The sequence below is a fragment of the Sporosarcina sp. QA0331 genome, from assembly GCF_055808055.1.
Map to the genome: position 1 here is coordinate 1213502 of NZ_CM147850.1, position 15330 is coordinate 1228831.

The 15330-nt window shown below is 40.7% G+C and carries 17 protein-coding genes; 14 read left to right on the top strand and 3 right to left on the bottom strand.

Annotated elements, in window-relative coordinates; translation table 11 throughout:
- Positions 1-12 precede the first annotated feature (12 nt).
- The 6 genes from AC0L13_RS05795 (at position 13) to AC0L13_RS05820 (ending at position 3210) form a co-directional block, all read left to right on the top strand.
- Positions 13-651 (top strand): hypothetical protein, encoded by a 639-nt coding sequence (locus tag AC0L13_RS05795; RefSeq protein WP_473644885.1) that lies wholly within the window; start codon positions 13-15, stop codon positions 649-651.
- Positions 652-908: 257 nt separating this feature from the next.
- Positions 909-1145 (top strand): DUF3977 family protein, encoded by a 237-nt coding sequence (locus AC0L13_RS05800; RefSeq protein WP_473644887.1) that lies wholly within the window; start codon positions 909-911, stop codon positions 1143-1145.
- 443 nt (positions 1146-1588) lie between these two features.
- The gene (locus tag AC0L13_RS05805; RefSeq protein ID WP_473644889.1) at positions 1589-1834 is read left to right on the top strand and encodes a hypothetical protein; all 246 of its coding nucleotides are present in this window, start codon (positions 1589-1591) and stop codon (positions 1832-1834) included.
- Positions 1803-2285 carry a hypothetical protein gene (locus tag AC0L13_RS05810; RefSeq protein WP_473644891.1) on the top strand — a complete coding sequence of 161 codons (483 nt, stop codon included), beginning with the start codon at positions 1803-1805 and terminating at the stop codon, positions 2283-2285. Before AC0L13_RS05805 ends, AC0L13_RS05810 begins: the two co-directional genes overlap by 32 nt.
- Positions 2286-2421: 136 nt before the next feature.
- Positions 2422-2721: a hypothetical protein gene (locus tag AC0L13_RS05815; RefSeq protein WP_473644893.1), complete on the top strand. Its 300-nt coding sequence runs from the start codon at positions 2422-2424 to the stop codon at positions 2719-2721.
- Between the two features lie 39 nt (positions 2722-2760).
- Positions 2761-3210: a hypothetical protein gene (locus tag AC0L13_RS05820; RefSeq protein WP_473644895.1), complete on the top strand. Its 450-nt coding sequence runs from the start codon at positions 2761-2763 to the stop codon at positions 3208-3210.
- 48 nt (positions 3211-3258) lie between these two features.
- On the opposite strand, the gene AC0L13_RS05825 is transcribed toward AC0L13_RS05820, so the two are convergent.
- Positions 3259-3921, bottom strand: a complete 663-nt coding sequence (locus tag AC0L13_RS05825; RefSeq protein WP_473644897.1) for an HAD family hydrolase — start codon at positions 3919-3921, stop codon at positions 3259-3261.
- Positions 3922-4029: 108 nt separating this feature from the next.
- Between AC0L13_RS05825 and AC0L13_RS05830 the strand changes: the two genes are divergently transcribed.
- On the top strand, positions 4030-4929 hold the full coding sequence (locus AC0L13_RS05830) for an RluA family pseudouridine synthase (protein ID WP_473644899.1): 900 nt from the start codon (positions 4030-4032) through the stop codon (positions 4927-4929).
- Between the two features lie 39 nt (positions 4930-4968).
- Here the strand turns inward: AC0L13_RS05830 and AC0L13_RS05835 are convergent, their stop codons facing one another.
- Positions 4969-5610, bottom strand: a complete 642-nt coding sequence (locus tag AC0L13_RS05835) for a spore coat protein (protein WP_473644902.1) — start codon at positions 5608-5610, stop codon at positions 4969-4971.
- A gap of 159 nt (positions 5611-5769) precedes the next feature.
- Between AC0L13_RS05835 and AC0L13_RS05840 the strand changes: the two genes are divergently transcribed.
- A complete protein-coding gene (locus AC0L13_RS05840) occupies positions 5770-7053 on the top strand; it encodes a glycoside hydrolase family 18 protein (protein WP_473646860.1) in 1284 nt (427 codons plus the stop codon).
- A gap of 51 nt (positions 7054-7104) precedes the next feature.
- On the opposite strand, the gene AC0L13_RS05845 is transcribed toward AC0L13_RS05840, so the two are convergent.
- Positions 7105-7248 (bottom strand): hypothetical protein, encoded by a 144-nt coding sequence (locus AC0L13_RS05845; protein WP_440499695.1) that lies wholly within the window; start codon positions 7246-7248, stop codon positions 7105-7107.
- A gap of 305 nt (positions 7249-7553) precedes the next feature.
- Here AC0L13_RS05845 and gdhA point away from each other — a divergent pair, with 305 nt between their 5' ends.
- The 6 genes from gdhA to AC0L13_RS05875 all read left to right on the top strand — a co-directional run bounded on the left by gdhA (position 7554) and on the right by AC0L13_RS05875 (position 15283).
- The gene (gene gdhA / locus AC0L13_RS05850; RefSeq protein WP_473644905.1) at positions 7554-8933 is read left to right on the top strand and encodes an NADP-specific glutamate dehydrogenase; all 1380 of its coding nucleotides are present in this window, start codon (positions 7554-7556) and stop codon (positions 8931-8933) included.
- A gap of 326 nt (positions 8934-9259) precedes the next feature.
- Positions 9260-10465, top strand: coding sequence for an argininosuccinate synthase (locus tag AC0L13_RS05855; protein WP_473644907.1), 1206 nt, complete (start codon positions 9260-9262; stop codon positions 10463-10465).
- Positions 10466-10657: 192 nt separating this feature from the next.
- Positions 10658-12247: a hypothetical protein gene (locus tag AC0L13_RS05860; RefSeq protein ID WP_473644909.1), complete on the top strand. Its 1590-nt coding sequence runs from the start codon at positions 10658-10660 to the stop codon at positions 12245-12247.
- Positions 12248-12265: 18 nt separating this feature from the next.
- Complete coding sequence (locus tag AC0L13_RS05865; RefSeq protein WP_473644911.1) at positions 12266-13489, top strand: ABC transporter permease; 1224 nt, start codon at positions 12266-12268, stop codon at positions 13487-13489.
- A complete protein-coding gene (locus tag AC0L13_RS05870) occupies positions 13486-14616 on the top strand; it encodes an ABC transporter permease (RefSeq protein ID WP_473644913.1) in 1131 nt (376 codons plus the stop codon). Before AC0L13_RS05865 ends, AC0L13_RS05870 begins: the two co-directional genes overlap by 4 nt.
- A 1-nt stretch (position 14617) precedes the next feature.
- Positions 14618-15283, top strand: a complete 666-nt coding sequence (locus AC0L13_RS05875; RefSeq protein WP_473646863.1) for an ABC transporter ATP-binding protein — start codon at positions 14618-14620, stop codon at positions 15281-15283.
- Positions 15284-15330 lie beyond the last annotated feature (47 nt).

The window sequence follows — 15330 nt, forward strand, 5'->3', positions numbered from 1 at the left end:
GGAAGTACCTATATGAAACTGAATTTAAATGGAGGAGTCATGTTAACTTCTACAATAATCCTTGGTTGGATAGGAGTATTAATATTTTTGATTATTATCTCTACATTTAAGAAGATGGCAAAAAGTAATGAATATGCTTTCTTGCATCTCTTAATGGCACTTATGTATGCAATGTGGCTTCCTTTGCCACTGGCGCTGCATCTTTTATTAGGTTCAGACACTTTGTTAGTGGGTACGATCTTTGGTTTAGCCTATTTATTTATGTTGGTTATATCAATGGCACTTCAAACGGGTCATATTGCATTTATAAATAAGCACAACGAGGAACATTTGATACCAGAAAAACATGCAGAATATATGATGGCAACATTGACTAACCCATTTGAAAGTTTAATAGGCGTTTTAAAATGTTTATGGGCCATATTTTTAGCAATTTCCTTCTGGGAAAATGGCGAGATTTTGATGGTGAGTATCATGCTCTTATTTGGTTTGTTCATTTTTTATTATTTGTTTATCACGATAGACGCCAGTTTAATGAAGCGGGTGAAACTGTTTTCCAAAGTGAAGCCTGATATAGTTTTAGTCAACCTTGAAATTTTAATCTTTTTTATTATTTTGATGTGCTACGTCACTCTCGGGGCTTTGAATTAAGGTTAAATTGGTTGGCCAGTAGTTACTTATGAATGGATTGAAAATGATAAATTCTTGATTGAATCGTTCGATTTTGAGGTGATTAAGAATTGGTAAGCTTCAACTACAATGAAAACACGTAAGATTGAAGTCTTAATAAGCAAAGTAAAGCGGTTAGACTCTTTGATTGAAGGAGAATACGGGGAGGGGTAGATTTATATACAATTCATACTTGAACAATCGGTCATAGTTTAGAAGAAATGAAGAGAGTTGATTGTTTGAAATTCATTGAGTTTGGGATAGGAAATACTTGGCTTGTCAGGACGGAGATAGAGTTAGCAGATGGGACTGAATATGAGGAAAAAGGAATAGTTGGACCCATCCAATGTCATTCTATATATTTTAGAGTTTGGATCGGGAGGACTGTTCTTATCTTTGATTCAAAGGAAGGTTTTATAAGAAGTAAGAAATCGCGAAAAGCCATTAAATTAATTATAGGCGTAGTCAGTAGTTAAAACTATGTTGTTTTGGACTGATATTGCCTTTGGGAAGTCTGTTTTGAGAGGGAAGTGAAATTGATAATGTGGATATTCCTAATGCCTATTCTAGCGCTTTTAACTCTTGGTCTGCTGGTTGATTGGAGAAGCAAAAGAAATAGGAACATTCATCAGGAAACCATTAACCCAGATACAAAAATAGAAGAAAGTTTGAATTACACAATAGAAGGTGACCGAAATTCACCGCAGGGTTATTTATAAACGTTTAATAAAAAGGGCGGCAATTGGCTGCGCTTTTATTTTTGGTTTTGGAAGAACCAGGGCGAATCACGACAAAGCAAGTAAAAAGACGATGGGAGGAGATAGTGGCAGTCTATCTTTAAAGAGCATGGTTAGCTATTTAACAAAGCTCATCATTCATTCCTTATAGGGAAATAATAAGCAATAAGGAGTGAAAATAAATGAAAAAATTCTTTATAGCCATATTCGTCACGCTTTTATTTTGTCAAACTGAAGTAGCGCTTGCAGTTCAAAGGGTTGTTACCTCATACATTATCTCCGATGTATGGTATGAAAACATTTTTCTTATTGCAGATAAAACAGATACAATGACGACTAAAAACTTTACTGTCCAAGTAGGTGATGAATTATTTTACAACTTCCCTAATTGGAGTAATGAAAAATTCAAACCTAAATATATTTTATGAGGATATTAATACTGATGAATTAAAAGATATTATTGTTGTGCTGATTTCGGGTGCGGGGTCTGGAATATCCACTAAAGAAATTCATGTATTAAATCAACTGCAAGATCCATACAGAAGATACAACGAGGTTCCAGTCGAATCTGTTACAGATGCCGTAAGACGGCTTGTAAAGATGGAGCAAACAGGGGATGAAATTTCAATCGTGATTGGTAAAAAGGAATATGAAGTGGATTATACTAAATTCAATTACTATACTCCGATCAATTTACCTCAAATAGGAGCAATCGAGGAGTATATACCTGAAAATGGAGTCCTTTACGGCTATACTGCTGTATTTGTTTCAATTCCCGAGGCAAGTATAGGCACTTTCAAAGTAAAATACGGATGGGACGGAAAAATGTATAAAGCCGATTCTGTCACATTTGTTGAACCAGAGCATCTAATTAAATGACGGACACGATTGCCGATCCAATGCTTTCAATTAAAGGGCCATATTGTGAAACGATTTGAATTGTTATCCGTATAAATGAGTAGATAGTAAATTAAGAATATGCAAGACAACATCATTTCTTCTGAGGGGGAACAATATGGTCGCTGAGATGATCTTGGCGGTAATTTTTATGATTCCGCTGTATGCGTTCTTTATTTGGACCTATAATTGTCCCGAAGATAGTTTTTTGTTTGGAAAGCGATGGCAGTTCGAAGAGGAACCTGAAGTTTCTCCAAATGTGGTCCTTTATTTAAAATTTGCTTCCATAGCAACGATGATTGGTACTCCTATCGTTATTTTTAGCATCTTCTTGAAACAGTCTATTTTCGGCCTTGTTTTATTGACATTTATAGTTGTCATTGTTGTTGGTGCGTTTATAATATTTACAAGAGAATAAATAATATTGGTCTAAATTTAGTAACATAGGAGGTTCTCTTTGCATCCAACGGAATTCATTGAATGGATGATAGTCGGTGGCATCTTCATTGTTCTTCTATTCGTTTCATTTGTTCTGAAAGGCAAAGCCAGAAAGTTCGTTAGGGGATTGGCTATTTTCTCTCTATTGTCATTTGCAATCATTTATTTTGTACGTCCTTATTGGATTGATATGCAAATTGAGAAAGAAATAGAGTATATACAGATGCACTTAGAAGAAAAGTATCCTGAAGAAACATGGAGTTATAAGACAGTGCCTCACCGTGAAGCTGATTATAAACATTTAAATCCATACTATATAGGTGTGATATTTCAAAATGAACCAGATGTGGAATATCAATATTTGGCACGTACTAAAGATGATGTTATCCAGGCAGGCTATTCAGTTAAAACGTCATTGCAAATTGACCCGCTACATTTTGAGAAGGTCCCTGAATTAAATGTGAAATAAAAGAACAAAAAGGATTTCAAGAAACTTGAAGTCCTTTTTGTTTATTGTTTATATAATCGTCCAATTTCTCTCCTCAGCAATCCGCTGCAAGCGCTCCTCAGGTCGAACAGCAACCGGGTTTCCAACTAGCTCAAGCACAGGGAGATCCGAAAAGCTGTCTCCGTATGCAAAGCTATGTTCCCAATCAACTTGCTTTCCTTCAAATGTCTTCATAATCATTTCGGTTTTTCGTTTGCCTTGGATATGATAAATTTCCGTTTCGCTATCAAACGCGCCATCTGCTGTAAACGGTATGTCAGTTCCGATGATCGTATCGAACTGAATGCCATCCGTCACTGCATCCAATAATTGTTTATACGCACCGGATACAAGCATGACATGCATACCTTCTCTTTGATGCTGTCGGACCTTTTCCACGACTTCTTCATTGAAAGCTTGTCGCATGACTTCCTTCATTTCATCGAAATATTGCTCATACTCCGCTTTGGATAAAGTGTATAAGGCGTTTGCGTAAATTTGCATCGATCCTTCCCTCATCTTCGCTTCCGGAACGATTTTTATTTTGTAGCCTATGTAGAGTGGAAGAATCCTTCGAAAGAAAGCTTTATACTTTGAGCTATGTGTCGGATGGTGCTTCAAATGATCCATTAATAATTGAAAAGTCTCTTTTGAGTAAAGAGTACCGTCAAAATCGAATATCGCAACTTTCATTGAATAAATCCCCCTATTTATATCAACAACATTTAGTAATGATGATACAGCGTTTGAAATGAAAGGGCAATTTGTGGATAATTGATGGAGAGAGTGAGGAGACAGGACATGCATAAGAATCAAAAGAAAAGAAGGGAAGATACCTTCCTTTTCACAGTGAATGAAGAAGCGGAGTTATTACCGTTTTTATTAGAAAACATGAAAAAGAACAGCCGAAATTCCATCAAGTCGATGTTGACGAGAGGACAAGTCTTCGTAAACGGCAAGACAGTAACGAAGCATAATCATCAACTGTTGCCGGGACATAAAGTGGAGATTCTCGCGAATAAAGCTGCTTTGAACGAAAGCAAAATTACTGGTTTGACAATTATCTATGAGGATGACTCAATTATTGTCATTGATAAGGAGGCAAGCCTTTTATCGATGGCCGCAAAAGATAAAAACGAAAGAACGGCATTTAGCGAAGTCTCCGCTTATGTTAAACGTCAAGACTCAAGGCAAAGAGTTTTCATCGTTCATCGATTGGACAGGGATACATCAGGTGTCCTCCTGTTCGCGAAAAGCGAGCAAGTGAAAATGGAATTACAAGATCATTGGGATGAAGTCGTAAAAGAAAGGATCTATACGGCATTAGTGGAAGGGAATGTGCGCAAAGAGTCAGGCACAATCAAATCGTGGTTGAAGGAGACGCGGACATACAAAGTCTATTCGAACCCAACGGACAATGGTGGACAACTCGCCATCACTCACTTCCGTAAATTAAGATCAAACCGCCAATATTCATTGCTTGAGGTCAAGTTGGAAACAGGTCGGAAAAACCAAATCCGCGTCCATATGGAAGAAATCGGCCATCCCGTCGTCGGAGACAAAAAATACGGCTCGACAGTCAATCCAATCAAAAGACTCGGTCTGCATGCAACGGCATTAACGATCGTTCATCCAGTAACAAAAGAAGAAATGAAATTCGAATCCCCGATTCCATCATCTTTTATCAATAAATCAGTATGAAGAAAGCTGCCCTGACATATAAGTCAAGGCAGCTTTTTCTTATTGCACCGTATGATTTGGCATGCTTGGCTGACCTACAGACGAGGCGTATGCATTCAAAAGCGCCTGCATATCTTGTTGGGCAAGCTGCGGGACTTGATAATAATGATGCTTGTTTTGATAAATTGACAACTCATAAGCCATCTCGATGCAGTTCGGAATTGAATCCTGCAATACACGCCTTACGACCGGATTGCAAGTTTCAAGAGCCGCCATCGTCTTCCCAGAAGCACTAGTCTTTGCAGATCCTAGAAGGAAACCTGAAATGATTTCGTCTGAAATTTCACTTGCATTTTGAATCGGTTTCTTTGGCTGCGATTGCTTCATACCATAGACAAAATCATTACCTTGCTTCATTTTGTAGATGCCAGTCGGATGCGATGGGTCCTTGCCCGTTTTGAAAGCTTCCACCGTAATATTATATTCATCCAACGTAAAACGGTACTGCCTGTCTAAAATGTCGAGCAACTCAGGGTCCTTTACATGCGGTCGTAAAATCATTGCTTGATTCAATGCCGCGATCGTATTTGATAGAACCTCATGGACATCGAATAGCTCATGTCCCCCATGATTCATTTGTGGCGGGACTGCCCCTGTATGCATGTTTTGATGCATTTCACCGCCGAATTGATTTTGTGTCAATATATACATCCTCCTTTGACAATGATTTTTCAATCGGAAATAGTATGGCTTCAAAGACAATGCGTATGCGCGTAAAAATTTCTAAATACGCATAATCCCTGACTATGAAAAATAGCATATGATAAAGGACATTTTGTCAATGAAAGGCAGTGGATGAATATGCTAATACATGTTGTGCAACAAGGGCAGAGTTTATATGGAATCGGTCAAACATATGGAATCCCATATGAGGATATCGCAAGAGCGAATGAGTTAATCGATCCTTCTCGTATCGTTGTTGGGCAAGCGCTCGTCATCCCGGTTACTGGCAGTTATCATTGGGTTCTGCCTGGACAATCGCTTTATATCATTTCTCGACTTTACGGCACAACAGTGGAGGAACTTGCCAGAGTCAATGGGATTTCACCAAACAGCATTTTGCAAATAGGGCAACGATTGTATATACCTCAAAGAACGAAGCCGGTAATAGATGTTTTCCTTTATGTAGAGCCGAGAGAGGCAATAATGCAATCAACCGTCCAAGAAGTAAGAAACAGGGTTCAAGATTTGACCTACTTGGGAATGTTCAGCTATGAGGCACAGCGGGATGGATCGCTAAAGGCACCACCGATTGACGATATTCCTGAAATTGCTGCAAGAGCAGGTGTTTTAAATGCAATGGTTGTCAGTAATTTAGAGAACTTCGCGTTTAGTGCAGATTTGGCCCACATTCTCTTTACAGATCAGACAGTGCAAAACCGGTTATTTGAAAATATACTCCAAACCGCTAAAAGATTCGGCTTCAGCGACATTCATTTCGACTTTGAATTTATAAGACCTGCGGACAGGGAATTGTATAATACGTTTCTCCGGAATGCACGTGCCCGCTTTCATCCCGCCGGCTTGACGCTATCCACTGCATTGGCTCCGAAAACTGCAGATGATCCGACAGGACTGTATGGAGGGATTGATTACAAAGCGCATGGGGAAATATGTGATTTCGTCACATTGATGACGTATGAATGGGGTTATTCATACAGCGACCCTCAAGCTGTCAGTCCAATCAATCAAGTGCGCAGAGTTGTGGAATTTGCAGTGAGCCAGATTCCGCGAGATAAAATCTTTCTTGGGCAAAATTTATATGGATACGACTGGATGTATCCATATCCACCGGAGACCGGAGTAGCTGCAAGGGCGCTCAGCCCGCAGCAAGCAATTAATTTGGCGATTAGCCGGAATGCGAATATCCAATATGATGCTGTTGCACAGGCGCCATTTTTTCTCTATTGGGATGATAACGGCGTACGGCATGACGTTTGGTTCGAGGATGCGCGCAGTATACAAGCGAAATTCAATTTGCTTAAAGAATTTAATTTACGGGGAATAATGTATTGGAAGCTAGGATTAGCATTCCCTCAAAACTGGCTGCTACTCACAGAAAACTTCACAGTCCGAAAGCGATAATTAAAACGAACCATATGTGCTGCGGCACATATGGTTCATTTGATGAGTCGACTATTTTTCTTTTGAAATGTAATTTATTGCGTTTTGGAAAAAGTCCATATCCGGATTGATCAACAGAGCAGGTAGGAATGCGAAAGCCATTAAAATAACTAAATTGGCTCCTAGTACGGCGCGCAGCAATTTGCTGAATTTCATAAAGCATCTCCTCTTTCTCTTTTTAGTTGTTTTCCAAATCGCAATGGCGTTGGATATACCTAATAATAATCTATGTTCAGAAATGTGAAAATGATTTTATTTTCGTTCTACTAATTTCGACAGGATTAGTGAAACAGACATATTATAGCCATAGTAAAGATGAGCAAAATGAAAAAGTTGTTGTATATATTCATATTTTCAGTAATACTTAATAAAACGAATAATGATTTTGAAATATTAATTTCCGTTGAAATATTTGACACTGGTCAATTTTTCTTCGGTATTTTCAAGAAAGGATGAGGCAAATGACAAATATGGAAAACAACCGAGAAAACCGGAATCGGGCGAATGATTACGTTCATGAAGTTTATGAACTGGTAAAGAAGAGAAATCCGGATGAAAAGGAATTTTTACAAGCTACGAGAGAAATATTCGATTCGCTTCGCCCGGTCTTTGCCAAGCATCCAGAATATATTCGAAACGGCATCCTTGAGCGTATTACCGAACCAGAACGAATTATTTCATTCCGTGTCGCTTGGGAAGATGACAAAGGGAAGGTGCATGTCAATCGTGGATTCCGTGTACAATTCAATAGTGATCTTGGTCCTTACAAAGGCGGCCTCCGTTTCCATCCTTCCGTAAACAATAGCATCATGAAATTTCTAGCGTTTGAACAGATATTCAAAAATGCATTGACAGGGCAGCCGATCGGGGCAGGGAAAGGCGGCTCCGATTTTGATCCGAAAGGGAAGTCAGAGCGGGAAATCATGCGCTTCACTCAGAGCTTCATGACCGAGTTAAGCAAGCATATCGGCCCCGATATTGATGTTCCTGCGGGTGATATCGGCGTCGGTAAACGAGAAATCGGTTATATGTTTGGCCAATACAACCGCTTGAAGGGCGGCTATGAGGCAGGCGTCCTAACCGGAAAAGATCCGAATCATGGAGGCTCGTTAGGACGGAAAGAAGCGACTGGATATGGCACCGTCTATTTCGTCGAGGAAATGTTGAATGAAAACGGACTTTCTTTCAAAGACAGTACGGTCGTTGTATCAGGATCCGGAAATGTATCAACGTATGCTATTGAAAAAGCACAACAGCTTGGTGCGAAAGTCGTTGCATGCAGCGATTCGGGCGGCTATATTTATGATAAAAATGGCATTAACCTCGACACTGTAAAAAGGTTGAAAGAAGTCGAGAACAAGCGAATTTGGGAATATACGAAAGAACATCCGGATGCCGAATATCATGACGATTGCTCGGTGATCTGGTCCATTCCTTGCGACATTGCACTTCCGTGCGCAACACAAAACGAAATCGACGAAATTGCAGCTCATATGCTAATCGCTAACGGCTTAAAAGCACTTGGCGAAGGCGCCAATATGCCTTGCAATATTGAAGCAATCGATATTTTCCTTGAGAATAAAATCCTTTTCGCTCCTGCAAAAGCGGCAAACGCAGGCGGAGTAGCAGTATCTGCAATGGAAATGTCACAAAACAGCATGAGGCTCGCATGGACAGAAGAAGAAGTGGACATGCGCCTAAAAACAGTTATGGAAAACATTTATGCAAGCTGCAAAGACGCAGCAGAACGGTTTGGCAAACCGGGCAATCTCGTCATGGGCGCGAACATCGCAGGATTCCTGAAAGTAGCCAACGCAATGGTCGCCCACGGGATAAGATGAATAACCGAAACTACCTTACATTTGCTTGTAAGGTAGTTTTTTTGAATTGAAATCTCTGCAACTACGCATAAATCTCCGAAAACGCTCATAAATCTTCATAACTACCCATAAATCTCCGTAACCACTCATAAATCCGTATATTCGCGCATAAACCACAACAACCGCTCATAAATCTCCATACCCGCTCATAAAACTAATTATCCGATTCATCAATAATTTTTCAAATTCCTCATACAAATCTATTGCTATTCAAAAAATGTATGTTATTATAAAAATACATAAAGATGAATAAAGATACACTCGATTGAATAAAGGAGGACGAATAAATGGGAAATAAAAAAGTCGTATTAGCATATTCTGGTGGTCTTGACACTTCAGTGGTTCAATGGTTAACGGATAAAGGGTATGACGTAGTCGCTTGCTGCTTGGATGTCGGTGAAGGAAAAGATTTGCACTTCATTCAACAAAAAGCATTGCAAGTCGGTGCGGTGAACAGCTACGTCATCGATGCGAAAGAAGAGTTCGCTCAGGATTATGCATTGCTCGCCTTGCAGGCGCGCACATATTATGAAGATAAATATCCTCTCGTTTCAGCGTTATCACGTCCTTTGATTTCCAAAAAACTTGTTGAAGTCGCGCATAAGGAAAATGCGATGGCAGTAGCGCATGGCTGCACTGGAAAAGGAAATGACCAAGTTCGTTTTGAAGTTGCGATCAAAGCGCTTGACCCTTCACTTGAGGTCATTGCACCAGTACGTGAATGGAGCTGGTCGCGGGAAGAGGAAATCGCGTATGCGAAGGAGAAGAACATTCCGATTCCGATCGATCTAGACAGTCCGTATTCGATTGACCAAAACTTATGGGGACGCAGCAATGAATGCGGAATTCTTGAAGACCCGTGGGCAGCACCGCCTGAAGATGCATTCGGTTTAACAGTATCGATCGAAGAGGCTCCGGATAAGCCGGATGTTATTGAAATCGAATTTGTAAAAGGTGTGCCTGTCAGCATTGACGGAAAGAAATATCCATTAAGCGAACTGATTTTGAAATTGAACGAGGTTGCCGGTAAACATGGGGTAGGAAGAATTGACCACGTCGAAAATAGACTCGTCGGCATTAAATCACGTGAAGTGTATGAGTGTCCGGGTGCCGTTACTTTGCTGAAGGCGCATAAGGAATTGGAGGATATCACGCTCGTAAAAGATGTCGCTCACTTTAAGCCGCTCGTTTCTCAGAAGCTAAGCGAACTAATCTATAACGGATTATGGTACTCGCCGCTTCGAAATGCGTTGGAAGCCTTCGTGAAAGAGACGCAGCAATATGTCAACGGAGTTGTACGTGTGAAATTGTTCAAAGGGCATGCGATCGTTGAAGGAAGAAAATCATCCAATTCACTTTACGATGAAAAATTGGCGACATATACGTCAGATGATGAATTTGATCAGTCCGCAGCTGTCGGCTTTATCCAGCTTTGGGGCCTGCCGACGGAAGTTCATAGTACGGTGAATAAAAAGCAAAAAGTGAAAAACTAACTAAGTTGTTGCCTCCTGCAGGAATGAGCGGGAGGCTTTTTGTGCGTAGGATATAATTCCTAATCTTGCTAACTAGCTAATAATAATCAATTTACGAATTAAGGAACATTTATCCTTTTTTTGTAGTAGAATTTCTATGATGCATTAGATTACCAATCTTTGAAAGTTATTTACGACAGGGAGGAAGTTTAGGTGGAGGATGTACAAGAAACGAAAGTGCAGAGGAAGTCGCCCGCACTTTTGATTGCAGTGCTGACAGCCGTGCTTTTAATAGGTGTCGGATCGGTTTCCGCATTCTTTCTTTTAAACAAGTCACCAAAAGTGAAATACTTGCTAGCCGAGACGAAAACGTTCACGCAAATGGGAGACCTTTTCCAAGAACGCTATCAAAATGAGTTTGACTGGATGGATGTCCAGAAGAAAAAGCCGGTAGAAACGACCCAAGATCTTTCCTTTGAATGGAATGATCCAAACGCAGATTATAATATGGTCGAACTGCAAAGAATTCTTAACAACACAACATTTACAATGAAACAAACAAAAGATTCCGTGAAGAAAGAATGGGAAATGGATTTCAGCGGGAAATTTGGCTCCGTTTCTTCAGATTTCGTGACGTTTTATTTTACTCCTGAAAAGATGATGGCAGCGATGCCATTCACCGATAAAATACTCTTTTTCATGGATGAAGACTTCGGTAAAATGATGAAGGAAGCGGACGCTTTTTACGAAGGTCCGGAAAAGCTTGGCTTATCCCGTATTTTTGAAGAACAATTTTCTATGAATGGAGAATTCCAAAAGTACGTGAATGAGGAATATATGGAATACCTTTATCACGAGTTGCCTGAAGAGGCATTTACAAGCGAAAAAGAAGAAATTGAAGTGTTCGGCGAGAAGATGAAAACAGAAAAAGTGGCAATGAAGCTTTCAGAAGAACAAGTGAAAACTTTGCTAGTAGATCTATTTAAGAAAGCACGCGATGATGAAAAGCTGAAAGCGCTTTTGAAGGAGCAAATCGCCTTTTCGACGATGACTGACGATGTATCTGATCAGCAACTTACCGATATGATTACTGATTTTGAGGATTCACTTGATGAAGCGGTTGATGAAGTGAATGGGTGGCATATTCCGAATGGTCTCGAATCGACGATCTGGCATAAATCGAACAGCATCGTTAAGCGGGAATTTGCTATGTCATTAGGAGTAAATGAAGATGAAATTTCCTCATTGAAAATTGCAGGTGTCCAATTCTTAGAGAAATCTGGTCAAAAATGGGATTATTCATTCACAGGAACAGACTCGTATACGCAAGAAGATGAGACCGTCAAATTCACAGGCGACTTAAGGTGGAAAGACGGAAAGTCGGACGATACTATGACAATAGCTTTGCCAGATGCCGATGCTACGTATAAAGGAAAAGAAGAATTGGACGGAAAAAAACGTACATTTAATCGTGAGATATCAATTTCTGACGGAAGCTTTTCTCCTAAACTCGTTTGGAGCGGTACAGCAGAACATGAAAAAGATTCGATGAAGGCGGATCATGAATTCACAATCATCGACCCGTCTGGAGCTATTTCCACATCAGACATTTACCTTCGGCTAAAACAAGAAGCGAAAATTGCGAAGAAAGTGGATATGCCAAATGACTCCGACAACCTCGTTGATGTCGGTAATATGAGTGGTGATGAGTTGGATGATCTTGGAAACGATTTGTCTGCAGAATTCGAGAAATGGGTAACGGATCTGATGGGCGATCTCCAAAGTGAGCTAGAAAACTTCTGATGATTGGAAGTGAGCTGTTTGCAATCGATACGAAGGATATTATTTTTCACGAATGAAAACTTGAAACAGTTGAAGAAGAAGCGGGCGACCCTTCTTCTTCTTTTTCTATTTCCAATTGTATTAATTGGAATGTTGGTCGGCCTTGCTGCGGGTCTGATCATACCGACCGAGAACTCTCCAATCCGTGTCGCGTTAATTGACGAAGATCAGACGAAGGAATCGAAGCTGATCAGCACATTGTTGACGGAAACGGCTAACGAGCAGACGTACATAGAAGTCTTTCAGGCATCGGGAGAAGAAGCCGAGCTGTTGATTGAAAGAAATGAAATTAGCACTGCTTTTTCATTGCCAAAAAATTTCACCGACGACCTATATGAAGGGAAATCGGTAACAATCCCGATGGTCGGAAATCCATCGAGACCAATCGATAGCTTCATCGCAAAGCAGCTGGTCGATAGTTTGGCACGCTACATTGCTGCCGCCCAGGCGAATATTTTAGTGATCAACGACTATGCAAAGGAAACTTCGATGCCCCGTGATGAGCGGATGGAAATGATGTTTGATCAATTCGTTGATTTTACGCTCTTTACATTAGGCAAAGATAAGCTTTTAGATGAAGAAGTATTGAAGAATTCGGCAACAATGTCGCCGATGCATTACTTTGTGCTGTCAGGCTGGTTCCTTGTCTTCTCGGTATGGCTATTGTCCTTTTACATTGTACTTGAAAAGGAAGAGTCAAAAGCGATGGCAACGAGGCTGAAATTATTCGGCGTTAGCGTTGGCCAGCGGGTTGCAGGAAGGCTGATCATTTCGCTAGTTACAAGTTCATTGCTCGCAGGACTTGCTTTTTACGTCATGATTAATATTCTTCAAGTTGAATTTTATGCTGTCGATATGATGCGTTTTGGTTTATTTACATTGTTGTATGCTTTTATCCTTCTTTGCGGCATTGCTATGATCGATGTATTGTTGCCATTAAAGAAGATTGTTCTTTTTGTACAATGCGCATTTGTTTTCGGCGTTGTAGTAGTGAGTGGTGCATTAATTCCTACTCTTTATTTTCCGCAAGTTTTTCAAGAATTGCTTCCTTATTTGTTCTCACCGATTGCACTTGGATGGATGATAGATCTTGTGCTGGAAGGGCGTAATTATGCGGATTTCACTTCATTAGCAATTTATGCGCTCATTGCATGTATCGCCTTATGGCTGTCGCTCAGCTGGAAAGAGAGGTGGAGCAGATGAATCGACTACCCGCTCAATTTTTCAGGTTGAAAAAGGAATGGAAAAGTGTAATCTGCTGGCTGCTTGCTCCAATATTACTGACCGTGTTCGTTATGAAGACATTTGGTATATTGCAAGACGAGTCGAAAGTTCCGATTGCGCTCATCGTTGAAGATTCTTCTCCGTTGGCAACGCAGTTGGCTGAAGAAATAGAGAAAAATGAAATGTTGTCCGTTCGACATTTAGAGCTCGACGATGCCCTTCATAAGTTGAAGCAGCATGAGCTCGACAGTGTTTTCGTCATCCGGGAAGGGTACGGCGAATCCGTATTGGCGAATCGGCGGAATGGATTGATTGAAGCTTATTCTTCCAATCGATCCTTCGCATATCCGGCGATTTCAGAAACGATTATGTCTCTTGCCCAACAAGATATTTCAAGGTCGAAAGCGGCAGGGGTCATCCAACAGCTGTTTAAAGACTATGGCATGGAAGATGATTGGGATTATGAAGAGATCATTCAAAAAAGTATAGAGAAACAGAAGAATGAAAGTCTGCTCCACACAAGTTTTTCATACGGCAAACAAACGGGACAGCCTAATGAAAAGCCGATGGAGCTTTTAAACAGCAAAGCAGTTTGGGCGTTTTTCACAATTATCGCCGCCTTTTTCCTTTTCGATTGGATGATTAAGGAAAGCAGACCTTCGATGCAAGTGAGATGGTTATACACGTCTACCTCATTTAAAAGCCATGCAGTACGAATGTTAGGTTTGTATTCAGTGTTGACGGTTGTATCGGACGTGCTTGCCTTGATTGTCTTCCACTTTGTATTGCTGGAGATGGTCACTTCGTCTATCATTCTTCCGATGCTCGCGTTTAGGGTGACGTTGAATCTATTCGCCTTTTTGCTTGCGGTCGTCTACCGTCAATTGTTTATGTACTACATAACGGGAATTGCCGTAGCGCTTTTATTGACGGTCACGGGAGGAGCTATCGTACCGCTCGACGCTTTATCGAGAAGATGGGAATGGGTGGAGGTTCTCAGTCCTGTACGCTCATTAATGACTACGACGATTCCGATAGGCTGGCTCGTGTTGTTAATGTTGCTGTTGGTTGCATGGGTGGTGAAAGGGGGAAAACGAATTGCTTGAAGTGAAAGGTGTCCAAAAACGATATAAAAGGAAAACTGTGCTGAAAGATGTTTCGTTTCAAATGAATGAAGGCGAAATAGTCGGCCTAGTCGGCGAGAATGGAGCCGGAAAATCGACATTATTGCAAATTTTAGCGACGGCAATGGAACCTTCCGTTGGCGAATTGCGTTTAGATGGTAAGCGATATGAGGATGATTTTAAGCAGTTACGGCAAATAATCGGCTATGTGCCCCAAGATATTTCGGTTTGGGAAGAGTATACAGTCGAAGAGAATATGCGTTTTTTCGAGAAGCTCTCATGGAAAAGGAGAACGCCCGAAGAATGCAGGAATCTCTGTCTCGACATGCAGTTGACACAGTGGAAGGAACCGGTCCATTCACTGTCCGGGGGAATGAAGCGCAAGCTCAACTTGGCCATCAGCCTGCTGCATGACCCGATTCTACTTTTATTGGACGAACCGACAGTCGGGATTGATTTAAAGTCAAAAACGGAGATTGGAAGTTATTTGCTGAACTTAGCTAGGAAAGACGGAAAAATGATTCTTTACACGTCCCACGACATGGACGAAATTACGAATGTATGCGACCGTGTCTATTCAATCGGAGACGATCCCTTTTATCCATCCTTGCTTAAGGAACGCGGCATTGGCGTCGAAAGGTTATCCTGAAGGAACTTGCCATTTTTTCAGCGGATCCCTCATATACTAAAATTGAC